General features: G+C 65.0%; 28 protein-coding genes. 12 read left to right on the top strand and 16 right to left on the bottom strand.

The annotated features are described in order from the left end of the window. Position 1: 1 nt before the first annotated feature. Together C380_RS08960 and C380_RS08955 are read left to right on the top strand one after the other, a co-directional pair. Positions 2 to 820 (top strand): alpha/beta fold hydrolase, encoded by an 819-nt coding sequence (locus C380_RS08960; RefSeq protein ID WP_015013534.1) that lies wholly within the window; start codon positions 2 to 4, stop codon positions 818 to 820. 161 nt (positions 821 to 981) lie between these two features. Further along, positions 982 to 1,329 (top strand): Mpo1-like protein, encoded by a 348-nt coding sequence (locus C380_RS08955; protein WP_015013533.1) that lies wholly within the window; start codon positions 982 to 984, stop codon positions 1,327 to 1,329. 104 nt (positions 1,330 to 1,433) lie between these two features. Here C380_RS08955 and C380_RS08950 read toward each other — a convergent pair whose 3' ends face one another. Beyond that, entirely contained in the window at positions 1,434 to 2,684 is a 1,251-nt protein-coding gene (locus C380_RS08950; RefSeq protein WP_015013532.1) for a YihY family inner membrane protein, read from the bottom strand. A gap of 21 nt (positions 2,685 to 2,705) precedes the next feature. On the opposite strand from C380_RS08950, the gene C380_RS08945 reads away from it, so the two are divergent. The 4 genes from C380_RS08945 to C380_RS08930 are packed head-to-tail and all read left to right on the top strand — an operon-like array spanning position 2,706 to position 5,739. After that, the gene (locus tag C380_RS08945) at positions 2,706 to 3,137 is read left to right on the top strand and encodes a DUF2069 domain-containing protein (RefSeq protein WP_015013531.1); all 432 of its coding nucleotides are present in this window, start codon (positions 2,706 to 2,708) and stop codon (positions 3,135 to 3,137) included. Between the two features lie 57 nt (positions 3,138 to 3,194). Beyond that, positions 3,195 to 4,610, top strand: a complete 1,416-nt coding sequence (locus tag C380_RS08940) for an FAD-binding oxidoreductase (RefSeq protein ID WP_015013530.1) — start codon at positions 3,195 to 3,197, stop codon at positions 4,608 to 4,610. Between the two features lie 19 nt (positions 4,611 to 4,629). Beyond that, complete coding sequence (locus C380_RS08935) at positions 4,630 to 5,097, top strand: GNAT family N-acetyltransferase (RefSeq protein WP_015013529.1); 468 nt, start codon at positions 4,630 to 4,632, stop codon at positions 5,095 to 5,097. 21 nt (positions 5,098 to 5,118) lie between these two features. Continuing rightward, the gene (locus C380_RS08930; protein WP_015013528.1) at positions 5,119 to 5,739 is read left to right on the top strand and encodes an SMI1/KNR4 family protein; all 621 of its coding nucleotides are present in this window, start codon (positions 5,119 to 5,121) and stop codon (positions 5,737 to 5,739) included. A gap of 144 nt (positions 5,740 to 5,883) precedes the next feature. On the opposite strand, the gene C380_RS08925 is transcribed toward C380_RS08930, so the two are convergent. The 11 genes from C380_RS08925 to C380_RS08875 all read right to left on the bottom strand — a co-directional run bounded on the left by C380_RS08925 (position 5,884) and on the right by C380_RS08875 (position 16,789). Further along, complete coding sequence (locus C380_RS08925) at positions 5,884 to 6,372, bottom strand: GNAT family N-acetyltransferase (RefSeq protein WP_015013527.1); 489 nt, start codon at positions 6,370 to 6,372, stop codon at positions 5,884 to 5,886. After that, positions 6,369 to 6,644: a hypothetical protein gene (locus C380_RS08920; RefSeq protein WP_015013526.1), complete on the bottom strand. Its 276-nt coding sequence runs from the start codon at positions 6,642 to 6,644 to the stop codon at positions 6,369 to 6,371. Before C380_RS08920 ends, C380_RS08925 begins: the two co-directional genes overlap by 4 nt. 73 nt (positions 6,645 to 6,717) lie before the next feature. Beyond that, positions 6,718 to 7,752, bottom strand: coding sequence for a PfkB family carbohydrate kinase (locus tag C380_RS08915; RefSeq protein ID WP_015013525.1), 1,035 nt, complete (start codon positions 7,750 to 7,752; stop codon positions 6,718 to 6,720). Positions 7,753 to 7,773: 21 nt separating this feature from the next. Next, positions 7,774 to 9,258 carry a xylulokinase gene (gene xylB / locus C380_RS08910; RefSeq protein WP_015013524.1) on the bottom strand — a complete coding sequence of 495 codons (1,485 nt, stop codon included), beginning with the start codon at positions 9,256 to 9,258 and terminating at the stop codon, positions 7,774 to 7,776. 124 nt (positions 9,259 to 9,382) lie between these two features. Then, a complete protein-coding gene (locus C380_RS08905) occupies positions 9,383 to 10,318 on the bottom strand; it encodes an AraC family transcriptional regulator (RefSeq protein ID WP_015013523.1) in 936 nt (311 codons plus the stop codon). A 30-nt stretch (positions 10,319 to 10,348) separates the two neighbouring features. Further along, positions 10,349 to 11,740, bottom strand: a complete 1,392-nt coding sequence (gene dalD, locus C380_RS08900; RefSeq protein WP_015013522.1) for a D-arabinitol 4-dehydrogenase — start codon at positions 11,738 to 11,740, stop codon at positions 10,349 to 10,351. 19 nt (positions 11,741 to 11,759) lie between these two features. Continuing rightward, positions 11,760 to 12,494, bottom strand: a complete 735-nt coding sequence (locus C380_RS08895) for an SDR family oxidoreductase (protein ID WP_043566297.1) — start codon at positions 12,492 to 12,494, stop codon at positions 11,760 to 11,762. 5 nt (positions 12,495 to 12,499) lie between these two features. Further along, positions 12,500 to 13,543, bottom strand: coding sequence for an ABC transporter ATP-binding protein (locus tag C380_RS08890; protein ID WP_015013520.1), 1,044 nt, complete (start codon positions 13,541 to 13,543; stop codon positions 12,500 to 12,502). Positions 13,544 to 13,592: 49 nt separating this feature from the next. Beyond that, on the bottom strand, positions 13,593 to 14,432 hold the full coding sequence (locus tag C380_RS08885; protein ID WP_015013519.1) for a carbohydrate ABC transporter permease: 840 nt from the start codon (positions 14,430 to 14,432) through the stop codon (positions 13,593 to 13,595). 13 nt (positions 14,433 to 14,445) lie between these two features. Further along, positions 14,446 to 15,309, bottom strand: a complete 864-nt coding sequence (locus C380_RS08880; protein WP_015013518.1) for a carbohydrate ABC transporter permease — start codon at positions 15,307 to 15,309, stop codon at positions 14,446 to 14,448. Between the two features lie 148 nt (positions 15,310 to 15,457). Further along, positions 15,458 to 16,789: a sugar ABC transporter substrate-binding protein gene (locus tag C380_RS08875; RefSeq protein ID WP_015013517.1), complete on the bottom strand. Its 1,332-nt coding sequence runs from the start codon at positions 16,787 to 16,789 to the stop codon at positions 15,458 to 15,460. A gap of 438 nt (positions 16,790 to 17,227) precedes the next feature. On the opposite strand from C380_RS08875, the gene C380_RS08870 reads away from it, so the two are divergent. After that, a complete protein-coding gene (locus C380_RS08870) occupies positions 17,228 to 17,521 on the top strand; it encodes a hypothetical protein (RefSeq protein WP_015013516.1) in 294 nt (97 codons plus the stop codon). A gap of 112 nt (positions 17,522 to 17,633) precedes the next feature. Here the strand turns inward: C380_RS08870 and C380_RS08865 are convergent, their stop codons facing one another. Beyond that, positions 17,634 to 18,146 (bottom strand): GNAT family N-acetyltransferase, encoded by a 513-nt coding sequence (locus C380_RS08865; RefSeq protein ID WP_015013515.1) that lies wholly within the window; start codon positions 18,144 to 18,146, stop codon positions 17,634 to 17,636. Between the two features lie 112 nt (positions 18,147 to 18,258). Between C380_RS08865 and C380_RS08860 the strand changes: the two genes are divergently transcribed. The 5 genes from C380_RS08860 to C380_RS08840 all read left to right on the top strand — a co-directional run bounded on the left by C380_RS08860 (position 18,259) and on the right by C380_RS08840 (position 22,237). Then, complete coding sequence (locus C380_RS08860; protein ID WP_015013514.1) at positions 18,259 to 19,128, top strand: thymidylate synthase; 870 nt, start codon at positions 18,259 to 18,261, stop codon at positions 19,126 to 19,128. Positions 19,129 to 19,197: 69 nt separating this feature from the next. Further along, positions 19,198 to 19,806: a DUF4337 domain-containing protein gene (locus C380_RS08855; protein WP_015013513.1), complete on the top strand. Its 609-nt coding sequence runs from the start codon at positions 19,198 to 19,200 to the stop codon at positions 19,804 to 19,806. Positions 19,807 to 19,838: 32 nt separating this feature from the next. Next, complete coding sequence (locus C380_RS08850; protein WP_015013512.1) at positions 19,839 to 20,327, top strand: dihydrofolate reductase; 489 nt, start codon at positions 19,839 to 19,841, stop codon at positions 20,325 to 20,327. A 269-nt stretch (positions 20,328 to 20,596) separates the two neighbouring features. Continuing rightward, a complete protein-coding gene (locus tag C380_RS08845; RefSeq protein WP_015013511.1) occupies positions 20,597 to 21,874 on the top strand; it encodes a site-specific integrase in 1,278 nt (425 codons plus the stop codon). Positions 21,875 to 21,958: 84 nt separating this feature from the next. Next, positions 21,959 to 22,237, top strand: a complete 279-nt coding sequence (locus C380_RS08840; RefSeq protein ID WP_043565298.1) for a hypothetical protein — start codon at positions 21,959 to 21,961, stop codon at positions 22,235 to 22,237. Between the two features lie 73 nt (positions 22,238 to 22,310). Here C380_RS08840 and C380_RS08835 read toward each other — a convergent pair whose 3' ends face one another. From C380_RS08835 to C380_RS23975, 3 genes are read right to left on the bottom strand one after another with little or no spacing between them, the layout of a single operon-like run. Beyond that, a complete protein-coding gene (locus C380_RS08835) occupies positions 22,311 to 22,997 on the bottom strand; it encodes a Gp49 family protein (protein WP_015013509.1) in 687 nt (228 codons plus the stop codon). Between the two features lie 25 nt (positions 22,998 to 23,022). Beyond that, positions 23,023 to 23,427 carry a hypothetical protein gene (locus tag C380_RS25415; RefSeq protein WP_015013508.1) on the bottom strand — a complete coding sequence of 135 codons (405 nt, stop codon included), beginning with the start codon at positions 23,425 to 23,427 and terminating at the stop codon, positions 23,023 to 23,025. A gap of 8 nt (positions 23,428 to 23,435) precedes the next feature. Next, positions 23,436 to 23,999: a hypothetical protein gene (locus tag C380_RS23975; RefSeq protein WP_148279933.1), complete on the bottom strand. Its 564-nt coding sequence runs from the start codon at positions 23,997 to 23,999 to the stop codon at positions 23,436 to 23,438. Positions 24,000 to 24,042: the final 43 nt, after the last annotated feature.

Genomic DNA, 24,042 nt, shown 5'->3' with positions numbered 1-24,042 from the left:
CATGCATATCAACGTCAACGGTGCCGCCATCTACGCATACACCGGCGGCAAGGCATTCGATGCCGCCAAGCCTACCGTGGTGTTCATCCACGGTGTCCTCAACGACCACAGCGTGTGGGCCCTGCAAAGCCGCTACATGGCCAACCACGGCTGGAACGTGCTGGCCATCGACCTGCCCGGCCACTGCCGCAGCGGCGGCGATGCGCCTGCCACGGTGGAGCAAGGCGCGGACTTCATCGGCGCGCTGCTGGATGCCGCGGGCGTGCAGCGCGCGGCACTGGTGGGCCATAGCTGGGGTTCGCTCATTGCCATGGAAGCCGCCGCGCGGCTCAAGGACCGCATCAGCCATCTGGTGCTGGTGGGCACGGCATTCCCGATGAAGGTGTCGCCCGCACTCATCGAGGCCTCGCAGACTGACCCGGAGAAGGCGATGCGCATGGTCAATGTGTTCTCGCGCAGCACGCTGTCAGCGCCCCCGTCGGCCCTGGGGCCTGGCACCTGGGTGTTTGGCGCGGGCATGGCGCTGGGGCGCAAGGTGCTGCGTAGCAACCCGCAGGTCAATGTGTTCCACCGGGGTTTTGTGGCCTGCGACAGCTACGCGGGCGGCGAAGCGGCAATGGCAGCCCTCACCTGCCCCGTGCTGTTTGCGCTGGGCAGCCAGGACCAGATGACAGCCCCCAAAGCCGCACAGGGCCTCGTCAAGGCCGCCCAGGCGGCGGGCAAGCAGGTGCAGATCTCCTACCTGCCCGTGGGCCACAACCAGATGACCGAGGCGCCGGAAGAAACACTGGCCGCCATCCGGGACTTCCTGGCCAGGTGACCCACCAAACCCCGGCGCGCTGACAGTCCGCCGGGGTTTCAATGGCCGGTTCAAGGTGGCAGACCCGTTGGCGACAGCCCACCCGCACTGCCCCGCTGGTGCGCGCCAGAACTGCGGCGTATAACGCGGGCAGAGCCCCAACGCCGCCCGGAGACAACGCCATGACCACCCAGACTGCCCCCTCGCAACCCGCGCCCGCCACAGACCCTCGGGCCTTCAAAAGCTTTGCGGCCTTCTACCCGTTCTACCTGAGCGAGCACAGCAACCGCACGTGCCGCCGCCTGCATTTTGTGGGCTCCACGCTCACCCTGGTCTGCCTGGCCATGCTGGTGGCCACGGGCAAGCCCCAGTACCTGCTGTACGGCCTGCTCTGCGGCTACGGCTTTGCGTGGGTGGGGCACTTCGGTTTTGAGAAGAACAAGCCCGCCAGCTTCAAGCGCCCGTTCTACAGCTTCATGGGCGACTGGGTCATGTACAAGGACATCTGGACGGGTAAAGTGCCCCTGTGAGCTGATTTGAAGCCCCAGAGGCCGGAAGCGCTAGTGCAGCATGCCTGACCAGCTATTACTTATATAGCAACCGACTGCTGTTTGAAGGCGCCCACCCGCTCCGCTCAACGCGCCTGCAGCACATCCGCCATGCGCAAGGTTTCCAGCTTCGCGTTGGCCCACAGCGGCCCCAGGCTGTCCACCCGCTGCAGCAGCAAGCGCTGCACCAAGGGCGCCAGCAAGGTGCTTTCAGGGTCGGCCAGCAACACATAGCGGGACTCGGGCACGTCGGCCGCACTCACGGCGGCATCGCTCACCTGCCCCACCCAGTCCAGCGCGGTCAGGGCTTCCAGCACCGGCTGCAGTTGCAATCCATCCACCCGCAACAGCTGGGCCAGCTGGCTGGGGCGCAGGCCTTTGGCAGGCTGCTGGCGCGCACGGTGCAGCGCCTGCAGCACCTCCACCGCCAGCTGAAACGTCCAGCCCGCCACCGTGCCGCGCCGCGCCACCCCCGCCAGCAGGCTGGGCAGGTACGCGGTCACCACAGCACCCAGCAGCACGATGACCCAGGCCACATAGATCCAGACCAGCAAGATGGGCAGCGTGGCAAACGCGCCGTACACCACCGAGTAGGTGGGCACCTTGCCCAGGTACACCGCCAGCACCTTCTTGGCCAACTCGATGCACACCGCCACAAAAAAGCCGCCCGTCCAGGCGTGCCGCCATTTCACCGGCGTGTTGGGCACATAGTGGTACAGCGACGCCATGCCGCCCGCCAGCACCACAAACTGGATCGAGTCGAACAGCAACTGCACGCCATCCGGCAGGCGCTTGACCAGCCCGCCCGAGGCCGACATCACATACGAGGTAAGCGCCAGGCTCGCCCCCATCAGCAGCGGGCCCAGCGTAATGGCCGCCCAGTAGATCAGCACCCGCTGCCCCAGCGGACGCAGACGCTGCACGCGCCAGATGTCGTTGAGCGTGCGGTCGATGGTCAGGATCAACGCCAGCGCCGTGGCCAGCAGGATGCTGAACCCCGCCACCCCCAGGCTGCTTGCCTTGGCCGCAAACTGCGTGAGGTAGCCCAGCACCTGCCGCGAGATGCTGTCGGGCACCAGGCTGCTGACCAGCCAGCCCTGCAGCGCATCCTGCAGCTTGCCGAAGATGGGGAACGCAGTGAACACCGCCAGCGCCACGGTGAAAAACGGCACCAGCGCCAGGATGGTGGTGAAGGTCAGGCTGCTGGCCGTGAGGCCCAGGTGGTCCTCGCGGAAGCGCTCACGCAGCGTCTGGGCCGTGGTCTTCCAGGGGAAGTGCGACAGCTCGGTCATCAGCGCCTCTACGCGCAGTGCGGCTGTCTGTAAGGTCAAGGGCATGGCCGATATGATGCCACCCCAATGACTGCCTCCCCCGCCAACTCTCTCCCACCGTCCGACAGCGGTGTTGCCGCCACGCGCTGGCTTGCCACCGGCAGCCTGCTCGCCCTGATTGTTCTGTGCCTCGCCTGGGAACTGGTGCTGGCCCCGGTCAGGCCTGGCGGCTCGTGGCTGGCCATCAAGGCGCTGCCGCTGTGCATCCCGCTGGCGGGCATCCTGAAGAACCGCATGTACACCTACCGATGGGTCAGCCTGGTGATCTGGCTGTATTTCACCGAAGGCGTGGTGCGCGGCTGGGGCGACCAGCCGCCATCGCAGTGGCTGGCCTGGGGCGAAGTGGCCTTGTGCCTCGTGCTGTTCACCGCCTGCACCCTGCATGTGCGCGTGCGCCAGCGCAACGCCAAGGCCGCCGCGGCGGCGGCAGAAGCCAGCTCGGCGGCACCCGCCCCCTGATGCCCCTGGCGCAGTCCTCCGCTACCCGATCCACCCACTGAACCCGTCGTTTCACCCATGACCACCCTGCTCGACACCCTGCGCACCATCGTCGGCCCCGCCCATGTGCTCCACGAAGGCGACCTGACCGCCTGGGAACAGGACTGGCGCCGCCGCGTGCGCGGCAAGGCCCTGGCCGTGGTGCGCCCCGCCAACACGCAAGAAGTGGCCGCCGTGGTCAAGGCCTGCGCGGCAGCGGGCACCGCCATCGTTCCGCAGGGCGGCAACACCGGCCTGGCTGTGGGCTCAACACCCGACGACAGCGGCACGCAGATCGTGCTGAGCCTCACGCGCATGAACGCGGTGCGCAGCGTGGACACCGACAACCTGACCATGACCGTGGAAGCGGGCTGCATCCTGCAGAACCTGCAGGACGAGGCGGAGAAGGCTGGCGTGCTCTTCCCCCTGAGCCTCGCGGCCGAAGGCAGCTGCACCATCGGCGGCAACCTGGGCACCAATGCGGGCGGCACACAGGTGGTGCGCTACGGCAATGCGCGCGACCTGTGCCTGGGCCTCGAAGTCGTCACGCCGCTGGGCGAGGTGTGGGACGGCCTCAAGGGCCTGCGCAAGGACAACACCGGCTACGACCTGCGTGACCTTTTCATCGGCAGCGAGGGCACGCTGGGCATCATCACCGCCGCGACGATGAAGCTCTACCCCCAGCCCGCCGCCAACCTCACCGCGTGGGCGGCTGTGCCATCGATGGAACACGCTGTGGCTTTGCTGGGTCTGGCACACAAGCAGCTGGGCGCGGGCCTCACGGGCTTTGAGGTGATGGGCCAGTTTGCGCTGAGCCTGGTGGGCAAACACATGCCGCAGCTGCGTGTGCCCTTCTTGGGCGACGACAACGCGCCGTGGTGTGTGCTGCTCGAAAACTCCGACAGCGAATCCGAAGAGCACGCCCGCGCTCGATTCGAGTCGCTGCTGGAGACCGCGTTTGAAATGGGCTGCGTGACCGACGCCGTGGTGGCCGAGAACCTCACACAGGCGCACCAGCTGTGGCACATCCGCGAGAGCATTCCCCTCGCCCAGGCCGAAGAGGGCCTGAACATCAAGCACGACATCTCGGTGCAGATCTCGCGCATCCCCGCCTTTGTGGCCCACACCGACGCGGTGCTGCAGCGCGAGATCCCCGGCGTGCGCCTGGTCAACTTCGGCCACCTGGGCGACGGCAACCTGCACTACAACGTGCAGGCACCGGCAGAAGGCGACCCCAAGGCCTTCCTGCGCGAGCACGAGGCGCATGTGAACCACCTGGTGTACGAGGCCGTGGCCGAGTTTGGCGGCTCGTTCTCGGCCGAGCATGGCATTGGCGAACTCAAGGCCGACAAGCTCGCCAAGTACCAGTCGCCCGTGGCGCTTGGCATGATGCGCGCCATCAAGCAGGCGCTGGACCCGCAGTGCATCATGAACCCGAAGCGCGTACTGCAGTAAACCCACAGAAAGCTGACCCATGACCACTGCTGTGACCGTGCGCCCGGCTCAAACCGAGGACTACGCCGCATGGCGCCCGCTCTGGGACGGCTACAACGCGTTCTATGGCCGCTTTGGCGCCACCGCGCTGCCGGAGCACATCACGCAAGCCACCTGGCAGAGGTTTCATGACGCGGCAGAGCCCATGTTCTGCCTGGTGGCGCAGGACGATGCCGGCGGCGAGCTGCTGGGCCTCACGCACTACGTGTTTCACCGCAGCATGACGCGCATCGAGCCCGTGTGCTACCTCAGCGACCTGTTCACCCGCGAAGCCGCGCGCGGCCGTGGTGTGGGGCGGGCGCTGATCGAAGCGGTGTACGACTCAGCGCGCGCCGCAAAGTCGTCGCGCGTGTACTGGCAAACCCATGAAAGCAACACCGCCGGGCGCCAGCTGTACGACAAGCTGGCCAAGCACCATGGCTTCATCGTGTATGCCCAAGAACTCTGACCGCCGCCCCAAGGACCTGCGATGACCCTGCCCGACCTGCACCGCGCCATTGCCGAACACACCGGTACCTTCCTCTGCGAGCGCATCAACAAGCCGCAAGAAACCAAAACGGTGAACTTCCAGCACCACATGCAGCCGCCAGCAGCGCTGGCTGCGCCACTGCCCGACGTGGGCCAGTTACCAGCGTTCTACGCCACGATGGGCGGCGTTTTGCTGTACCACGACGCCAACACCGGCGATGCCGCCCGCTACATCGCCCCGCCCGCTGAATGGCCCACACTGCAAGAGGCGTTTGAGGGCTGGACGGAGCACCTGAGTGACGAAGAACGCGAAGAGATCCTGCCCGACTGGATTGCGCACTGCCTGGTGATTGGCGAAACGCCGCATTCGGGTAACTACATCCTGATGGCGACCGATGGCGAGTGCGCCGGGCGGGTGTTCGAGTTTGACCACGACGGTTTTGAATTCACCCAGGTGGCCAACGACGTGGTGGACTATGTGCAGCGCCTGCTCCGCCTTGACAGCCCGACGCTCGCCAATATCGCCTCGCACATGCGCTTCATCGACAAGAACACAGGGGCTCAGTGGTGGATTCTGGAAATGAACGACAACCAGGGCCACCGGGTGCGTACTGATGTGTGAGGAGCGTCGGGGGTGAGGGTACCAATTGCTATTAAATTGAGAGCTACTAGCGCATACAGATTGAGCGCCAGAGGCTCTTTTTGCTATAAAACTCGCTAACTCGCCCGTGACCCGAGGGTTGACGCCGCCGCAGACAAGGTGACGTCACAACACCTTGCGCATGGGCTGCGCCTGCAGCCCGCCCCACGTTTGCGCCACGCCATGCGGCACGTAGCCGTGGCGACGGTAAAAAGGCTCTGCCGTGCGCGTGCTCTCCAGGTCCAGCGTGGCGAGCCCCACATCGCGGGCGTAGGCCTCAACGTGCTGCAGCAACGCACGCCCTACCCCCCGATGCAATGCCTCCGGCACCACGTAGCACAGCGCCAGCGTGGCCTGCGCCCGCAGCGCAAAGCCCACCATCGTGTCGCCCCGGTATGCGCCCCATGCCGCAGCACCCGGCGCAGCCATCCACACGGCCAGGTTCTCGGGCGTCTTGTTGGCCAGCCAGGCTGTCAGAATGGCGGCGTCGTTGGCATGGTCGAGCACGCAGCACTGGGTGATGGACTGGCGGGTGACCGTGCACGCGGCCTCGGCTGCGTCTGCCCCCACAGGCATGATGCAAAGGGTTTCGGCGGCAGCGTCGGCGGGCGTCATGCCGATGCGGCCCGCGACAGACCAACCAGCAACACCGCCAGCACGGCATAAAACGCGGATCCCGCGATGTACACCCCGGTCGCAGTCACCACGCGTTGACCATCGCGCCGAAACGACAATGCCCCGGCGGGAGCAAACATGCGGGCTTCCCTGTTGCGCGCATCTTCCGTGCGCCAGCGCCCCAGGCTGAGCGCACGCACCAGCAGTGCGCCGGTGGCTATCAGCAGCACATCCACTGCCGACCACAACACCGCAACCACAAGATCAGTCATGGGCATCCCCGGCGAATTGACGATGTTTGATCATAGACATGCCGCTCCCAGGGGGGCGAACACAAGCCCCATGTCAGTGCGGGTCTTGGGCGGCGGGATGCTGCTCGCTCCATGCGCGTGCAGCCGCCCAGCCCGGCGGCACGCAGCCCTGCTCCATCACACACAGGCTGGCGCTGGCCAGCGCATGGCGCAGCGCCTGCTGGCAGGCGTCGGCCGTCAGCCCGTCCACAAACTGCGCAAAACTCGCAAGCCCGGCGGCCTGCGACTGCCGCAGCAAATGCGCCAGCAACCCGGCCAGAAAGCTGTCGCCTGCGCCCACGGTGTCCACCACCTGCAGCGGATGGGCCTCTTTGGCAAAACACTGCGCGCCGTTGCGGTGCAGCAGCCAGGCGCCTTCCGCGCCCAGGGTCAGCGCGAGCAGGTGGGCCTGCGGGTTGGCGGCGAGCAGGTGCTGTGCGCGGGCCAAGGCATCCGCACCCGGCACGGCCAGATGCTCCAGGTCTTCGTCGCTGGCCTTGATGATGTGGGCGTGGGCCAGTGCGGCGTGCACCGCGGAGCGGTAGGCTGGCAGGTCGGGCATGACCGAGGGGCGCAGGTTGGCATCGGCCACCACACAGCGGCCTGCGGCGCGCTGGGCGGCCAGCCACGGCAGATAGATGTCCGTGTCGCGCGCGTCGAGTGCCAGCGCGCCGGTGCAGACCAGCTGCAGTGCGGGCAAGGCGGCGCAGCTGTCGCCCAGGCCTGCGGCGGACACGGCACGGTCTGCCACGCCTTCGCGGTAGAAGGCGTAATCGGGATGGCCGTGTGCATCGAGGTTGACCACGGCCAGTGAGGTGACTTGCTGCACAGGCTCTGGCTGGGCCAGCACCACGCCGTCGGCCACCAACTGCGCCGCCAGCTCACGGCCAAAGCGGTCGCGCGACAAAGGGTTGAGGTACTGCGTGCCCACACCCTGCCGGGCCAGCGCACGACACAGGTTGTAGAGCGCGCCGCCCAGGCATGGCAGGTAGCTGCCATCAGCGCGGCGGATGAGGTCGATGAGGGCCTCGCCGGCGATGGCAGCGTGGATAGGCGTCGTAGCGGTAGAGGTGTTGGGTGCAGAAGTCATGGTGGCTTGTTAGGCAGCAGATCAGAACTGCGATTGCAGCGCCGGGTACAGCGCCACAAAGCGGGCATAGCGCTCGGTCAGCAGGGCTTGTTGCGCAGGCTGCGGCACGAAGGTGGCGTCTGCGGGCAGGGGTTGGCACCAGTGGGCTTCATCACCACCGCAGGCCATCGCCGCCAGGCGCGCGGCGCCGAGCGCCGCTGCAGCATGTGCCCCCTGCGGGCGCTGCAGTGGAGTGCCCAGCGCACTGGCCAGCAACTGCGCCCAGGGGTTGCTGCGGGCACCGCCACCGACCAGGGCCAGGGCTGCGCCAACATCACCCGATGCACTGCCCTGCCTGGCCCCAGCGGCACGCATCGCATTGAGGCCATCCAGCAAACCAAAGCCCACACCTTCCATCACCGCATAGGCCAGGTCGGCAGCTTCGTGCTCGGCGCGCAGGCCCATGAAAACGCCGGTGGCAGCCGCGTTGTTGTGCGGCGTGCGCTCGCCGCTCAGGTACGGCAAAAACAGCGGCGCCTGTGCCTGGCGGGCGGTGCTGAGGGCGCCCACCGCGTCCGACAGTTGCGCCTCGTCGCTGCGCCCTGTGAGCCGCGTGACCCAGCCAAACGCACTGGCCGCGCTGAGCATGACCGCCATGTGGTGCCAGCGCTGCGGCAGCGCGTGGGCAAAGGCGTGCACAGCACGCTCGGTGGCGGGCGCAAAAGCGTCCGTCACGCGAAAGACCACACCCGAGGTGCCCAGCGACACAAAACCCTGCCCTGCAGTGCGGGCGCCCACGCCCACGGCACTGGCGGCGTTGTCGCCCGCGCCAGCAGCCACGACGATATTGCCACCCAGCCCCCAGCGGCGTGCCACATCGCTGCGCAGCGCGCCCGTGGGCGCACTGCCCTCGGCCAGCGCGGGCATGTGCGATGTATCGAGCCCGCAGGCCTGCAGCATGGCCGGGCTCCAAGCGCGGGCCTGCACGTCCAGCCACAGCGTGCCCGATGCGTCGGACATGTCGCTCATTGCATCACCGGTGAGCTGCAGGCGCAGCCAGTCCTTGGGTAGCAGCACAGTGCGGATCTGGTCAAACACGGCGGGCTCGTGGGTGCGCAGCCAGAGCAACTTGGGCGCAGTGAAGCCGGGCATGGCGAGGTTGCCGGTGATCTGGCGTGAGGTGGGCACGGAGCCTTCCAGCTGCGCACATTCGGCGCTGGCGCGGCCATCGTTCCACAGGATGGCTGGGCGCAGCACCTGGCCCTGCGCGCCCAGCACCACGGCGCCATGCATGTGGCCCGAGAGGCCGATGCCCCGCACCTGCGCCCACGCAACGGGCACCTGGGCACGCAGCTGCGCCACGGCGGCTTCCACCGCCGCCCACCAGTCGGACGGGTGCTGTTCGCTCCAGGTGGGCTGGGGGCGGTGCTGGGGCACGGCCGCATCGGCCGTGGCGACCACGGCTTGCGCGTCGTCCAGCAGCAGGAGCTTGACACCCGAGGTGCCCAAATCGATTCCGAGGTACATGGGAGATGGACCGATGTCAGTGATTCACAGTGAAAGCGCAAGCCCTGCGCAGTGCGTCTGACGGGCTGCAGGCCGGGAGTCCACAAGCAGGGACGCCTCATCCATAAGGCTATACCTGCTGGACTCAGGAGGTCTTGCCAAACCTTCCGGCGCCCTGCTTGCGGTACTCGCTGGGCGTCATGCCCTTGATGTCCAGAAAGCGGCGGTTGAAGTTGGCCATGTTGTTGAACCCCACGTCATACGCAATGTGCGTGATGTAGCGCTCGGTCTCCATCAGCAGCTGGCACGCGCGGTTCACGCGCACCAGGTTCACAAAGTCGGTGAAGGTGTTGCCCGTGGCCCGGCGGAAGAAGCGAGAAAAACGGCTCTCCGTCATGCCCAGCTCCTGCGCCAGGTCGGCGGCCGACAGCGGCTCTGCCAGATGGTCGGTGATGCGGCTCACGATGGCGTTGATCTGGTCCAGCTGGGTGTCGTCGTCCTCGCTTTGCAGCTGCGTGCTCGACAGCAGGCGAAAGTCGGTGCAGCGCGCCAAGTCGCTCAAGAACTCGCAGAACGCGCCAAACCGTGCCAGGCCCTGGCGCGCCTTGATGCGGTGCCAGTGCTCCTGCGCCTGCGCCTCCATGCCGAAGAACTCGATGCCGTGGCGTGCGCGCTCCAGCAGCGGCAGCACCTCGCGCAGCTCAGGGATGCTTTCGCTGCTGGCGACCAGCGGCGCGTGCGAGAACTGGATCACCAGGTCGCGCAGCGGCACACCGCCTTCGGGCAGGTCCATGCTGATCCAGTTGTGCGGCAGGCGCGGGCCGGTCAGCACCAGCTGGCCGGGCTGGAACTGCCCGATCCAGTCGCCCACAAACACCTTGCCCGAGGTGGCGGTGATCAGGTGCAGCTCGTACTCGTCGTGGTAGTGCCAACGCGCCAGCGGCGTGGGAAAACCGTGCGACAGACAGCGGATGAAGCCGGCCGTCTCGGGCGGCTCGTAGCCCAGCGCGGGCGAGCGCACATAGTCGTGCTCCAGCTCGGGCTTGGTCTGGCGCGGGGCGATGGGCGTTTTCACGGTCATGGCAGTGGGTGGGCCGAAGTTACACCAGCATCAGGCGCCTGTCCGCTGCGCCACAAAGGCCAGCACGCGGGCATAGGCTTTGCGCAGGGTGTCCACCAGCTCGGGGCGGTGGGCCATCTCGCCCCACAGGGTCGTGTCGGCCGCGAAGGCAGCAACAGGGTCCGCGGCCTCGCAGATGGCGTGTGCCACGGCCGGGTCCATGGCCTGGTCTTGGTAGGTGTAGGGGATCTGCCCCGCATGCCAGCGCTGCAGGTAGGCCAGGAACAGTGCGGGCAGCATGGCGACGCTGTCAAACGACGCACTGCGCGCCAGCTTGTCGCGGATGGTGGGCGCAATCATGCCGGGGATCTTGGAGAACGCGTCCATCGCCACGCGCTGGTTGGTGTCGGCAATGGCGGGGTTGCCAAAGCGGTCCAGCACCACGTCGCGGTAGCGCGCGAGGTCGATAGGGCACGGCAGCAACACGGGGATCGCATCATCGGTCACGTAGTCGTAGGCCATCTGGCGGATGGAGGCATCGTGCGTGCCTTCGTGGATGTACTGGTAGCCCGCCAGCGTGCCCGCCCAGGCAATGCAGCTGTGGGTGGCGTTGAGCAGGCGGATCTTGGCCTCTTCGTGAGCCTGCACTGATTGCACCATCTCCACGCCCACCGTCTCCCACGCAGGACGGCCGGCGATGAAGTCGTCTTCGATGACCCACTGGATGAAGCTCTCGCCCATGAGCGCGGCCTTGTCGTCCCAGCCGGTGGCGGCGCGCACGCGCTCGGCCACATCGGGTGTGGGGCGCGGCGTGATGCGGTCCACCATGGCGTTGGGGCTGGTGGTGTTCTGCTCCACCCAGCCTTTCAACGGCGCGTCGCCCAGGGCGTCGATGAACTGCAACAGGCCGCCACGCGACCGCTCGCCGTTGTGGCGCAGGTTGTCGCAGTTCATCAGCGTCACGGGGCCCGCACCCGCAGCCATGCGCGCGCGCAGGATGCTGACCAGGCCGCCGTAAATGGTGTGGCCCGCTTGGCCTGCCTTGACTGCCGCGAGGTCGGCGCGCAGGTCGGCAAAGGTGGGCCAGTCGAGCTGGTTTTTCGCGTCGAGGTAGTAGCCTGCCTCGGTCACCGTGAAGCTGATGATGCGTGTGGCGGGGTCGGCACCCATGGCAATCAGCGGGGCCAGATCGTCCTGGTAAGGAATCACGCGCTGAATGGACTCGATGACGGTGTAGCTGCTATCGCCCTGGGGCGTGACCGTCTCCAGCGTGTAGCGGCCACCCTGCGCCTGCAGGGCAGCGATGGTGTCGGCCATGTCGGGGCGCAGGTTGCCGCCCGCGATGGCCCACCCCGTGTCACCTTGCTGGCGCAGCTGGTGAACGTAGACGGCCTGGTGGGCACGGTGAAAGGAGCCCAGGCCCAGATGCAGGATGAAATTCATGGTGCGTGACAGCGGGTTTCTAAAGATCAAAATTCGTGGGCATCATCACGACGTCGCGGATGGTCATGCCGCGTGGGCGGGTGAGCATGAACAGCACCACCTCGGCCACTTCAGAGGCCTCGATCAGGCTGCCGCTGGCCTTGGCCTCGGCGAGCTTTTCTGCGGGCCAGTCGGCCAGCAGCGAGGTGATGACAGGCCCGGGCGAGATGGAGCCCACGCGGATGCCGTGCTTGAACACCTGGCGGCGCACGGTCTGCACAAAGCAGTTGACCGCCCACTTGGACGACGCATAGACGGGCTCCCACGGCGTGGGGAAATGCGCGGCCAGCGAGCTGGTCACGATGATGTCGCCCGTGCCGCGCTCGATCATGTGGGGCAGCACGTTGTGCACGTTCTTCATCACCACATTGACATTGAGCTGCAGCATGCGGTCGATGGCGTCAGGGTCGGCATCGACGAGATCGCCGCCCACATACAGCCCCGCGTTGGCATGAAAGATGTCCAGCGGTCCTGCAATGGCCAACGCGCGCTGCAGCAGGCTGGCGCACTGCCGGGCATCCAGCAGATCGAGCACCAGCGGCGAAGCGCGTTCGCCAATGGCCGCGCAGGCCTTGGCCAGCGCGGCCTCGTCGCGGTCGATCAGCACCACGCGTGCGCCCGCATTGGCCATGGCCTGGGCGCTGGCAAAACCGATGCCAGAAGCCGCGCCAGTGATGGCCGCCACCTTGCCTTGGAGTGGGTATTGCAGGCTCATGACCATCATGCAGCCTGCCGGGCCACCACGCGGCCTTGGGGGTCGAACCAGTGGGCTTGTGAGGCATCGATGTCCAGGCTCACCGCATCGCCCGCGCGCAGGCCTGTGCGGTCGTTCTGGCGGGCCACAAACTGCGCTCCGCCGGGGGTGCTCACGTAGATCAGGGTTTCGGCGCCCAGCGCTTCCACCAGGTCCACCTGGCCCGGCACCGGCGTTGCGCCGGTGTTGCGCACCGTGATGTTCTCCGGGCGCAGGCCAATGGCGCCGCCCATCGCGCCTTCCGGCGCCTGCTGCTGCACGGGCGGTGGCAGCTGCGGCAGGGGCACCACGTTCATCTGCGGCGTGCCGATGAACTGGGCCACGAACTGGTTGGCGGGCCGGTCGTACAGCTCTAGGGGCGTGCCCACCTGCTCGATAATGCCGTCGCGCAACACCACCACACGGTCGGCCAGCGTCATGGCCTCGACCTGGTCGTGGGTCACATAGATGGTGGTGGCGCCCAGGTCGCGGTGCAGCTTGGCGATCTCCACGCGCGTCTGGCCGCGCAGCGCTGCGTCGAGGTTGGACAGTGGCTCGTCGAACAGGAAGACTTTGGGCGCGCGCACGATGGCGCGGCCGATGGCTACACGCTGGCGCTGGCCGCCCGACAGCTCCTTGGGCGTGCGCTGCAGGTACTGCGTGAGGTTGAGGATGCGCGCGGCGTTCTGCACCTTCTCATCGATCACCTGTTTGTCCACCTTGGCCAGCTTGAGCGCGAAGCTCATGTTCTCGTACACGCTCATGTGCGGGTACAGCGCATAGCTTTGGAACACCATGGCCAGGTCGCGCTTGCTCGACGGCTGGTCGGTGATGTCGCGGCCGTCCAGCATCAGCGTGCCACCGTCGATGTGCTCCAGCCCTGCAATTAACCGCAGCAGCGTGGACTTGCCGCAGCCCGAGGGGCCGACAAAGACGATGAACTCGCCCTTCTGGATGGAGAGGTCGATGCCCTTGATGGCGCGGTGTTCGCCAAAGAATTTCTCGATGCCGCGCAGTTGAAGGTAGGCCATGGAATCGGGTTCCTGAATGCTTGAAAACGGGGGAGATGAACGCTGCGCTTTACTTGACCGCGCCGAACGTAAGACCTTGGACGAGCTGCTTCTGGCTGAACCAGCCAAACACCACGATGGGCGCAATGGCCATCAGCGAAGCCGCAGACAACTTGGCCCAAAACAGACCCTCGGGGCTGGAGTACGACGCGATCAGCGTGGCCAGCGTGCCCGCCTTGGCGGCGCTCAGGTTCAGGCTCCAGAAGGCCTCGTTCCATGACAGCACCAGGCACAAGAGGCCGGTGGACGCGAGCCCGCCCATGCCCAGCGGCAGCAGCACCAGGCGCACCTCTTGCCACAGCGTGGCCCCGTCCATGCGTGCGGCTTCCAAAATCTCACGCGGGATGTCCTTGAAGTGCGAGTACAGCATCCAGACCATGATGGGCAGGTTGGACAGCGCGAACACGATGATCAGCGCGAGCTGCGTATCGAGCAGTTGGCTCTTCTGCGCCAGCACGTAGATGGGCACCAGCGCGCCCACGGCGGGCATCATCTTGGTGGAGAGCATCCACATCAGGATGTCCTTGGTGTACTTGCCCTTGAAGAAGGCCATGGCATACGCCGCAGGCGCGGCCAGCATGAGCCCCAGCACGGTGGACAGCACGCTGGTGATGACCGAGTTCTTGGCGTAGAGCAGGTAGTCGCTGCGCTCTTGCACTTCGTGGAAGTTCTCCAGTGTGGGCGTGAAGACGAACAGTGGCGGCACGGCAATGGCCTGCAGCTCGGTCTTGAACGCGGTGAGAAACAGCCAGGCCAGCGGAAACACCAGCAGCAGGGCCACAGCCCAGGCCGCAGCGGTACGCAGGGCCAACAGGCCGAGCGGAAATTGGGAACGGCGTCGTACGGTCATAAAAATGCGAGCCTTACTTGTCGAGGTTCTTGCCGACCATGCGGATGAGGAATACGGCCGCAATGTTGGCCAGCACCACCGCAAACAGCGCACCAGCCGAGGCCACGCCCGCATCAAAGTTGAGCAGCGCCTGCTTGAAGATCAGGAAGGTGACGTTGGTGCTGGCATCGCCCGGCCCCCCACCCGTGGTGGTGTAGATCTCGGCAAAGATGCTGAGCAGGAAGATGAGTTCGATCATCACCACCACGGCCACCGAGCGCGCGAGGTGCGGCACGTACAGGTAGCGCAGCTGCTGCAGGTAGTTGGCGCCGTCCATGCGCGAGGCTTCGAGCTGTTCGTGGTTCATGCTCTGCAGCGAGGTCATGAAGATCAGCGTGGCAAAGGGCAGCCATTGCCATGACACCATCACGATGACGGAGAACAGCGGGTAGTCGGTGAGCCAATCGACCGGCTGCGCACCGAAGAACATCCACACCTGCGCGAGCACGCCGTAGATGGGGTTCATCATCATGTTCTTCCACATCAGCGCGTTCACCGTGGGCATGACGAAGAACGGCGAGATCAGCAGCACCCGCACAATCCCCCGGCCCGCAAACGGCTCGTTAATCAGCAGCGCAATCGCAATGCCAGCCACCACCGTGATGAGGATCACGCTGCCCAGCAGCAGCAGCGTGTTGACCACTGCCGCGCCAAACGAAGGGTCGGTGACGAAATACTCAAAGTTCTCCAGCCCGGCAAAACCGGTCTGGTCCGGCTGCATCAGGTTGTAGCGGATGAGCGAGAAGTAGATCGTCATCACCAGCGGCACGATCATCCACAGGAAGAGCGTGGCCATGGCAGGCGTGAGCAGCAGGCGGGGGAGCAGGCGGCGATTCATGGAGGCCTCAGAAAAAAAAGTCCAGCCGAAATAGGCGTTCAGTCGGCGTCGCGAGCGGGCCGAGGCGGGGGCGCTGTACCGCAGCCGTACTCCCGTACGGCGAGGAACACCGGCCCCGGATCGGCCCGCGCAGTAGCCGCATGAATGCCTATTTGTAGTAGCCGGCTTTTTTCATCTCACGGTCCGCCGTCACCTGACTGGCCTTGAGCGCGGCGTCCACCGTTGTCTTGCCTGCCAGGGCTGCACTCATCTGCTGCCCCACCGCAATGCCGATGGCCTGGAACTCAGGAATCGCAGCGAACTGCACACCCACATACGGGCTCTTGGGCAAGGTCGAGTCGGTGGGGTTGGCCGAGTCGATCGCGGTCTTCTCTGCAGCAGCGAAGCGGGCGGCCTTCTGGAACTCGGGCGACGCGTAGGTGCTCTTGCGCGTGCCGGTGGGCACGTTGGCCCAGCCGTTGGTCTTGGCCACCAGCTGGATGTAGTCCTTGCTGGTGGACCAGGTGATGAACTTCTGCGCGGCTTCCACCTTCTTGGACCCTGCGGGGATCGCCAGATTCCACGACCACAGCCAGTTGGCGCCCTTGGGCGTGTTCATGGTGGGCGCCTGGGCAAAGGCCATCTGGTCGGCCACCTTGGACTGCTTGGGGTCGGCCACGAACGACGCGGCGATGGTCGCATCCACCCACATGCCGCACTTGCCGGAGTTGGTCAGCGCCAGGATCTCGTTGAAGCTGTTGGCCGACGAGCCGGGCGGGCCGTAGTTCTTGAGCAGGTCTACGTAGAAGGTGATCGCATCCTTCCAGGGCTTGGATTCGAGCTGCGGCTTCCACTGCATGTCAAACCACTGGCCGCCAAAGGTGTTGACCAGCGTGGTCAAAAAGGCCATGTTGTCGCCCCAGCCCGGCTTGCCGCGCAGGCAGATGCCATACACGCCGTTCTTGGGATCGTGGATCTTGGCAGCCAGGTCTTTGATCTGTGGCCAGGTGGGGCGCTCGGGCACCTGCACACCGGCCTTGTCGGCCAGGTCCTTGCGGTACATCAGCATCGAGCTTTCGCCATAGAACGGCGCGGCAAACAGCTTGCCGTCGATGGACAGGCCATTGCGCATGGCGGGCAGCAGGTCATCCACGTCATAGGCGGCGTCGGTTTTCAGCTCCTGCAGCCAGCCCTTCTTGCCCCAGATGGGCGCCTCGTACATGCCAATCGTCATCACGTCGAACTGCCCGCCCTTGGTGGCGATGTCGGTCGTCACGCGCTGACGCAGCACGCCCTCTTCCAGCGTCACCCACTTGAGTTTGATGTCGGGGTTGGCCTGCTCGAAATTCTTGCTGAGCTTTTGCATCTCGATCATGTGGCCGTTGTTCACGGTGGCAATCACGAGTTCGGTCTGCGCGTGCGCAGCGGCGCCGCACAGCGATGCCGCCAGGGCAGCAACGGCCAGGGCCAGGCGGGTGTGTGGACGGGTGGAACGGGGCATCGGAACGTCTCCTGCGTAGTTGGTATGGATCTGCCATTCAACGCCAGTCGGATCGCGGCATTGATGGACTGAACGATACCGATGCTCTGATGCTCAGTTGATACTTTGAAAAGCCATACACATACTAAATTTCGCCAGAATCTCAGGATTTATACCTAGATCCATCAATTGGGTATGTGTATTGCGGGCCCGGGATGCCTGCCTTAGCGCTGAGTCGCCCAGAGCAAATTCCGCACAGAGGCGCACTTCGTGCGCGCCCACTGTTTCCAAAACTGGAACAGTCAGTTTGCAACTGCGTAGTTTTTCCCTGAACACCATCGGCGTACAGTTCAACCCATCGATGAGCCGAACCCGCAAGGCGACTCACCGAACCCGGTTCAGGAATGGTTTTTGACCCGGCTTTTTTGAGACGCTTTTTAACTTTCAAGGATTTTCATCATGAACAACACCGCACGTTTCCTCTCCATCGCCGCTATCGCTGCTTTCGCTTCTTTTGGTGCCCAGGCTGACGAAGCCGATGCTTCGCAATTTGCCACCCAATTCCAAACCAACCGCACTCGCGCTGAAGTGCAAGCCGAAGCCGCTACCGTGGCACAGACCCGCTCCATCGAACCCGCTGGTTCGCGTGTGGTGACTTACAAGTCCACGGCTGACCGCGCTGCCGTGCGTGCCCAGGCTGCTGAAGCCGTGCGCACCGGCAAGATCCCATCGGGCGAAATCAGCGCGATGTAAGAACGCAGACCTTTCCGGTTGGTGGCCTCGCACGCTAGCGGACCCAGCCTCCCGGACTCAGAAAGGGCTCCCACTTGGGAGCCCTTTTTGCATGGGTGCATGGACAACCGGCTCAGGCCACCAGCGTCTTGAACATCACATGGGCATCGACATAGCCCAGCGTGTGGTGCCTGAAGGCCCCGGGCAGCGTGCCCACGATCGCAAAGCCCAGGTGCTGCCACAGCCGCACGGCGCGCACATTGCTGGCCACCACCAGGTTGAACTGCATGGCCCGAAAGCCCATGGCCACAGCCTGCTGCTGCGAGTGCTCGCACATCAACGACGCCACACCCTGCCCCTGCGCAACCGGCGCCACCACATAGCCGCAGTTGCACACATGGGCGCCCTGCCCAGGCTGATTCGGCTTGATGAAGTAGGTGCCCAGAATCTCCCTGCCCGCACCGAGGGCGACAAAGGTTGCTGCGGGCAGCTCTACCCAGGCTTTGTGAATCTCGGCCTCGGTGCTGTCAGGGGCGAAGGCATACGTGTCCCCCGCCTGGAAGGTGGTGCGCAGGATGGGCCACACGGCGGGCCAGTCGGCAGCCTGGAGGGGGCGGATGGTGACGGGGGTGTCGGAAGTCGTCATGGGAACTGCAGTGGATGGAAGGCGAGTCCCGCATTGTCCCGCTCCGCATAAAATCCGCCGTCGGCAACGGCCACCCCTTGATGGCGGCGCCCTACCCTGAGTGATCCATCCCATGACCCAGCCTTCTGCCGCCCCGGCAGCCCCTGCCTTGCCCACCCGCCCTGTGCGCTCCCAATACGAAGACTTCATGCGCCATGTGTTCACGCACGGCGTGGACAAGTCGGACCGCACGGGCACCGGCACCAAGAGCGTTTTCGGCCACCAGATGCGGTTTGACCTGAAGGAAGGTTTTCCGCTGGTCACGACCAAGAAGGTGCACCTCAAGTCCATCATCCAGGAGCTGTTGTGGTTCCTGACCGGCTCCAGCAACAACAACTGGCTGAAAGAGCGCGGCGTGACCATCTGGGACGAATGGGCACGCGAGGACGGCGACCTGGGCCCCGTGTATGGCGTGCAGTGGCGCAGCTGGCCCACACCAGACGGCGGGCACATCGACCAGATCAGCGACGTCATCAAGACATTGAAAACCAATCCCGACTCGCGCCGCATCATCGTCAGCGCCTGGAACGTGGCCGAACTGCACAAGATGGCGCTGATGCCCTGCCACGCGTTCTTCCAGTTCTACGTGGCCCCGGCGCAAGCGTCAGGCGGGCGTGGCACGCTGAGCTGCCAGCTGTACCAGCGCAGTGCCGACATCTTTCTGGGCGTGCCCTTCAACATCGCCAGCTACGCGCTGCTGACCCACATGGTGGCCCAGCAATGCGACCTGGACGTGGGCGACTTCATCTGGACGGGCGGCGACTGCCACATCTACAGCAACCACCACGAACAGGTGCAGACGCAGCTGGCACGCACGCCCTACCCCTACCCCGTGCTGAACATCAAGCGCAAGCCGGACAGCATCTTCGACTACGAGTACGAAGACTTTGAGGTGCTGGACTACCAGTGCCACCCGGCCATCAAGGCGCCAGTGGCGGTCTGATCACCGCCCCGGTGCGCCAGCTGCACCTGCCCTGCCTTCCCCCATAACCAATACAACGAGTTTCTATCCATGTCTTCCGGCGGATTCCACGTACACGGCCCCCATGACCACGCGGTCGAACATGCCACCCACGGCCACGATGCTGCACACCACGGCGCTGACCACGGCGGCAGCTCGTCCACCAACAAGATCGCCATGTTCACGGCCATCGTGGCCACGGTAGGCGCCATCTTTGCCTACATGGGCGGCGCCACGCAGGCCAATGCCGGCCTGATGAAGAACGACGCGGCCATCAAGAAGACCGAGGCCTCCAACCAGTGGAATTACTTTCAGTCCAAAAGCACCAAACAAAGCCTGGCCGAGCTGGCGCGTGACCTGACCCCCGCCGAGACCGAAAAGGCCAAGTACCAGGGCAAGATCGACCGCTACGAAAAAGAAAAGAACGAGATCAAGACTGTGGCCGAGAAGCTGGAGGCCGACGCCCACGCGTTCGACCAGCAAAGCGAAGCCCAAATGCACCAGCACCACCGCTGGGCCCAGGCCACCACCGCGCTGCAGGTAGCGATTGCCCTGGCTGCCATTGCGCTGCTGACCAAGAAGAAGTGGCTGGAATACGGCATGTACGGCGTGGCCGCCGTGGGCCTGGGCGTGGGCGCGCTGGCGTTCCTGCACATCTGATCCCCTCCCCACTCAAGCACCGAGCGAGCCCCATGCCCCTGCACCTCATTTACGCCCGCGCGGCCAACGGCGTCATCGGCAAGGACAACCGCCTGCCTTGGCACATCCCCGAGGACATGGCGCACTTCAAGCAGCTCACGCAGGGCTGCCCGGTGGTCATGGGCCGCAAGACCTGGGACTCGCTGCCCCCGCGCTTTCGCCCACTGCCCGGCCGCACCAACATCGTGGTGACGCGCCAGGGCGACTGGCAGGCCGAGGGTGCCCACCGCGCTGGCAGCCTGGCGGAAGCCCTGGCGCTTTGCGACACGGGCAAGACCGTGTGGATCATCGGTGGCGCGCAGATCTATGCCGAGGCCCTGCCCCTGGCGGACTGCGTGGAGGTGACGGAGATTGCGCAAGACTTTGACGGCGATGCCTATGCCCCCGTGCTGGGCGCAGAATGGGTAGAAACCGCCCGCGAGCACCATGTCAGCACCAACGGACTGTCGTTCAGCTTTGTGACCCGTGTGCGCCGCAGCTGACGGCGCAGCCCCATCACTCTTCTACTCACATTTTGATAGCTGCCAGCGCTTGATCCACTAGCGCTACCGGCCAAAAACCATGCAAATTGCCACCTGGAATTTCAATTAGTGTTTCAGAGTGGATCACAACGTCTCAGCCAGTATCGCAAGCCGTTGTTTTCATTGGGTTTTTTGATTCACACTGTCGCACACTGATTCTCATTGGCGCATCAACTCCGGGTAGCTAGGTGGGTAGCTACACTCCTAGCTACCCAAAAAAAGGACTGCCGATGCCCAAAATCAGTCACACGCTCACCGACATACAGATCAAGCGCTGGATCTCAAAAGGTGAGGCGGTCGCCAAGTCGGATGGCGATGGGCTGACATTCACCCTCTCCAAAGGCGGCACCGCAACCTGGGTGCTCCGGTATCGCGTGCAGGGCGGGCGGCGGCGCGAGCTGACCATCGGCAGCTACCCGGACGTGACACTCGCGGCGGCACGGGAGAAAGCCCGCGCGCTGCGCGCATCCATCGACGGTGGCGCGGACCCGGCGGCCGAAAAGCAGGAGCGCAAGTCGCGCACCGCAGCAGCATGGACCATGCGCGAGCTGGTTGCCGACTATCGAGAGAAGGTGCTCCGCCCGGATGTGTTCGCAGAGGACACCATCTACTACCGCAATGCCGACATCGACCAGGTGATCCTTCCGCGCCTGGGTTCCTGGCAGGTGGACAAGGTGACAAGCATTGATGTCGTGAAAGTCCTCAAAGAGAGCGGCCGAACGTGGCTGATGACAAAGCGGCTGCTCACCTCTATCTCCAAGGTTCTCGACCACGCCTGCGGGCTGACTCTCATTGCGGCCAATCCGTGCACCGGCATCAAGCTGTCCGCGCTCAAGGGTCCTCGCCCCAAGACACGCCAGCGCGTCATGCTGGAGAACAAGGAGCTGCAATCCCTGCTGCCGGGCATCGACTTCATCGGCCGCGAGAACGCCCTGGCCTTCCGCATCCTGCTGGCCACCTGCGTGCGCGGGGTGGAGCTGGTGAAGGCCAAGAAGGAACACCTGGATCTGGAGGCTGGCACCTGGTGGGTGCCAGCAGAGTCCGTCAAAACCCGCGCCGGCTTCCTGGTGCCCCTCGCCCCGGTCGTCGTTGACTGGTTCCACGAGCTGATCGCCCTTTCTGGCGACTCCATGTACGTGCTGCCCACTCGCCGCGCTGACCGCTCCAAAGAGCTGGGCGATGTACCTATCGGGCGCACAACCCTTTGGGCGGCACTGCGGCGCGCGTTTGAGCGCGGCGACATGGACATCCGTAAATTCACCCCCCACGACACGCGCAGCACGGCCAAGGGCCACCTCATGAACATGGGGGTGTCGCGCGAAATCTCCGAGATCGCCCTGAACCACACACTCAAGGGCATGGAGGGGGTCTATGACGTGCGGGAGGAAATACCGGAGCGCCGCAGGGCCCTGAAACTCTGGGCCGACTACCTGGTGGGGTGCGAGAACAGCGCCCCACCCGGCCGCGATGGTGAGGCGAACGTGGTCCGGTTGCGCAGGGTGGCATGAGCTGGGGCACCCCCTCTGGACCGTGGACAATCAACATCCATGGCCGCCCAAAACATCGTTGACCTACCCCCACACCACCCCGGAATGGCAGAACTCCACCGCAGGGTGTCGAACGCCTTCCGCACGCACTGGATCAAGCACCCAGATAAGAAACCGCAGAAGCTGATTCTGACCCAGAAACAGGCCGACGACCTGCGGCTGACGCAGCTGTATGGGGGTGTCTCCATACCTGGGTACGCCCCCGAGGTGGGCAAGTTCAATGACCGCCCTGTGGAGGTGTCAGCCACGACAGCGGGCGTGCTGGTGGCACATGACGGGACGGAAATGCCGCTGGCTGACTACGACAAGATGCCCACTGCATAAACACAAAGCCCCGCTTGCATCACTGCGGCGGGGCTTTTTCATTGGCGGATTGCTGCGGGCCATGCAGCCGTAATCAGGTGGGGCGTGGGGTGCCGGCCAGATCCGCAGCGGCATCTGCATCGGTCAGCACCGGGCGGGCTAGCTCGTCGCGCAGACGGAAGCCCAGCAGGGGCCAGATTTCGCGCTCTGCGTTCTCGCGGGCTATGCGCTCCCCGATTTCCTTGTTGTAGTTCTCCGGGCTGGCGCAGGCACTGTGGCCGATGACGGTGAAGCCATTGCGCAGGACCAGGACGCAGAAGGTCAGAAGGCCAAGTTCGCCGGGCACCGGGCCGCTCGTAGCCATGACGGCGCCTTGATATGCAGTGAAGTAGTGGGCGCTGACGATTTCGGCTTGCAGCGCTGCGGGCGTCACACGCGGGCCCTTGTCGGCCTTGGCCTGGATCTCCTGCTCCAGATCGGCAGGGGCCAAGTCGTAGGTGGCCTCGAAAATGTCCCGCTTGCACGGGTAGATCTCCCCCTTCACGCCCGTGATGAGCATGTCATCGCGGCCCATCTTCATGGTGCCTTCCAGTGTGGGGATCAGGTAGCAATCGTCGTTCTCGTGGGTGATCGGGTGGCCCGCGTAGCTGAACGACCAGGGCATGCCATTCACGATGTTCGACTCACGGCCTTCGGCCTTGCATCGCTCTGTGCCGTGGGTCACGAGCTGGTCAAAGGTGATTGCCGTGATGACGACAGGCTTCTTGCGGAATTGGGTCATGGTGTGCTCTTGGGGGGGGTGGTGGTCAGAAAGCCGCGATGCGCTCGCCCAGGATCACGGACAGCTCGCGCATCACATCGAGCTGGCGGCGCAGGCGGGCCTGTTCTTCGGCAGGCAAGGTGGTGAACACGGGATTGCCGCCGATGAAGGCATTGAGGCGGGTGATTTCGCCGTCGCGGGCGGCCTTCTCGTCGATGACGCGCTGCTGATGGGGAGGCACGGTGCTGGCGACAGGCTCAGGCAGGTCGATAGCGCAGCGCACGAAGCAGTCCTTGGCCTCCAGCAGCTTGCGCATGCCTGCGCTCTTTTCGGGGCCGTCCGGTAACAGGTCTTCCAGCTTTTCAGCCAGCTCACCGAGGGGCTTGCTCACGGCCTGCAGCTTGGGCGGCAGGTGGGCGAAGGCGAAGTATTTGATGGTGGTAGAGGGCATGGTGGTACTCAGGGTGTGGTTCCGGCATCCGGCCGGTTCGGCGCTTTGAGTCCCAGGCCACCAGCCGGTGGCAGCAGGGTGCGGTCGTTCTGGATCACGCGCATCAGGGTGCGGACTTCATCGGCGTGCTGTTCAGCAGCTCCTGCGAACGCTTCCGCCTGGCTGTCAGCTTCTCCGTATAGAACCCCGAGGGTGGCGGCGCGATCCCGGCAACGCTGGAGGACAACGGCTGGGCTGTCGGTTTCTCCCCCACCACAGGTGGCGGCGTATTCAGCGACTTGTTTGCGCAGCCGCTCACCGTCAGCAGCGGCAGCAGCAAGGCGAGCAAGACGGCGCTTTTCTTGGGCAGCGTGGGCATCGGCAATCTCCTGTTGGTTGCGGGCGTGGATCTCGCCCTTGCGGAAAGTGGCGCGGGCGTCATCCAGCGCAACGCGGTGGCGCTCCGACTCCTGCGCTGCATGGGTGGCGTTGAGCTTGGCCACGGCCGCATCCATCTGCGCGCCCTGGTAGAACCAGGCTGCTGCAGCGGCCACCGCCGCGGCGATCAGATGGGTGATGAGGGTGAAGTTCACGGCATAGCCTCGCATTACTTACTGTTGCGGAGCACAGCGCAAC

Origin of the sequence: Acidovorax sp. KKS102, from assembly GCF_000302535.1 — a bacterium.
Taxonomy (GTDB): Bacteria; Pseudomonadota; Gammaproteobacteria; order Burkholderiales; family Burkholderiaceae_C; genus Acidovorax.
This window is presented reverse-complemented; position numbering and strand designations above follow the sequence as displayed.

Coding starts and splice junctions, on each gene's coding strand:
- C380_RS08960 (WP_015013534.1), top strand. CDS start 2: ATGCATATCAACGTCAACGGTGCCGCCATCTACGCATACACCGGCGGC.
- C380_RS08955 (WP_015013533.1), top strand. CDS start 982: ATGACCACCCAGACTGCCCCCTCGCAACCCGCGCCCGCCACAGACCCT.
- C380_RS08950 (WP_015013532.1), bottom strand. CDS start 2,684: ATGCCCTTGACCTTACAGACAGCCGCACTGCGCGTAGAGGCGCTGATG.
- C380_RS08945 (WP_015013531.1), top strand. CDS start 2,706: ATGACTGCCTCCCCCGCCAACTCTCTCCCACCGTCCGACAGCGGTGTT.
- C380_RS08940 (WP_015013530.1), top strand. CDS start 3,195: ATGACCACCCTGCTCGACACCCTGCGCACCATCGTCGGCCCCGCCCAT.
- C380_RS08935 (WP_015013529.1), top strand. CDS start 4,630: ATGACCACTGCTGTGACCGTGCGCCCGGCTCAAACCGAGGACTACGCC.
- C380_RS08930 (WP_015013528.1), top strand. CDS start 5,119: ATGACCCTGCCCGACCTGCACCGCGCCATTGCCGAACACACCGGTACC.
- C380_RS08925 (WP_015013527.1), bottom strand. CDS start 6,372: ATGACGCCCGCCGACGCTGCCGCCGAAACCCTTTGCATCATGCCTGTG.
- C380_RS08920 (WP_015013526.1), bottom strand. CDS start 6,644: ATGACTGATCTTGTGGTTGCGGTGTTGTGGTCGGCAGTGGATGTGCTG.
- C380_RS08915 (WP_015013525.1), bottom strand. CDS start 7,752: ATGACTTCTGCACCCAACACCTCTACCGCTACGACGCCTATCCACGCT.
- xylB (WP_015013524.1), bottom strand. CDS start 9,258: ATGTACCTCGGAATCGATTTGGGCACCTCGGGTGTCAAGCTCCTGCTG.
- C380_RS08905 (WP_015013523.1), bottom strand. CDS start 10,318: ATGACCGTGAAAACGCCCATCGCCCCGCGCCAGACCAAGCCCGAGCTG.
- dalD (WP_015013522.1), bottom strand. CDS start 11,740: ATGAATTTCATCCTGCATCTGGGCCTGGGCTCCTTTCACCGTGCCCAC.
- C380_RS08895 (WP_043566297.1), bottom strand. CDS start 12,494: ATGAGCCTGCAATACCCACTCCAAGGCAAGGTGGCGGCCATCACTGGC.
- C380_RS08890 (WP_015013520.1), bottom strand. CDS start 13,543: ATGGCCTACCTTCAACTGCGCGGCATCGAGAAATTCTTTGGCGAACAC.
- C380_RS08885 (WP_015013519.1), bottom strand. CDS start 14,432: ATGACCGTACGACGCCGTTCCCAATTTCCGCTCGGCCTGTTGGCCCTG.
- C380_RS08880 (WP_015013518.1), bottom strand. CDS start 15,309: ATGAATCGCCGCCTGCTCCCCCGCCTGCTGCTCACGCCTGCCATGGCC.
- C380_RS08875 (WP_015013517.1), bottom strand. CDS start 16,789: ATGCCCCGTTCCACCCGTCCACACACCCGCCTGGCCCTGGCCGTTGCT.
- C380_RS08870 (WP_015013516.1), top strand. CDS start 17,228: ATGAACAACACCGCACGTTTCCTCTCCATCGCCGCTATCGCTGCTTTC.
- C380_RS08865 (WP_015013515.1), bottom strand. CDS start 18,146: ATGACGACTTCCGACACCCCCGTCACCATCCGCCCCCTCCAGGCTGCC.
- C380_RS08860 (WP_015013514.1), top strand. CDS start 18,259: ATGACCCAGCCTTCTGCCGCCCCGGCAGCCCCTGCCTTGCCCACCCGC.
- C380_RS08855 (WP_015013513.1), top strand. CDS start 19,198: ATGTCTTCCGGCGGATTCCACGTACACGGCCCCCATGACCACGCGGTC.
- C380_RS08850 (WP_015013512.1), top strand. CDS start 19,839: ATGCCCCTGCACCTCATTTACGCCCGCGCGGCCAACGGCGTCATCGGC.
- C380_RS08845 (WP_015013511.1), top strand. CDS start 20,597: ATGCCCAAAATCAGTCACACGCTCACCGACATACAGATCAAGCGCTGG.
- C380_RS08840 (WP_043565298.1), top strand. CDS start 21,959: ATGGCAGAACTCCACCGCAGGGTGTCGAACGCCTTCCGCACGCACTGG.
- C380_RS08835 (WP_015013509.1), bottom strand. CDS start 22,997: ATGACCCAATTCCGCAAGAAGCCTGTCGTCATCACGGCAATCACCTTT.
- C380_RS25415 (WP_015013508.1), bottom strand. CDS start 23,427: ATGCCCTCTACCACCATCAAATACTTCGCCTTCGCCCACCTGCCGCCC.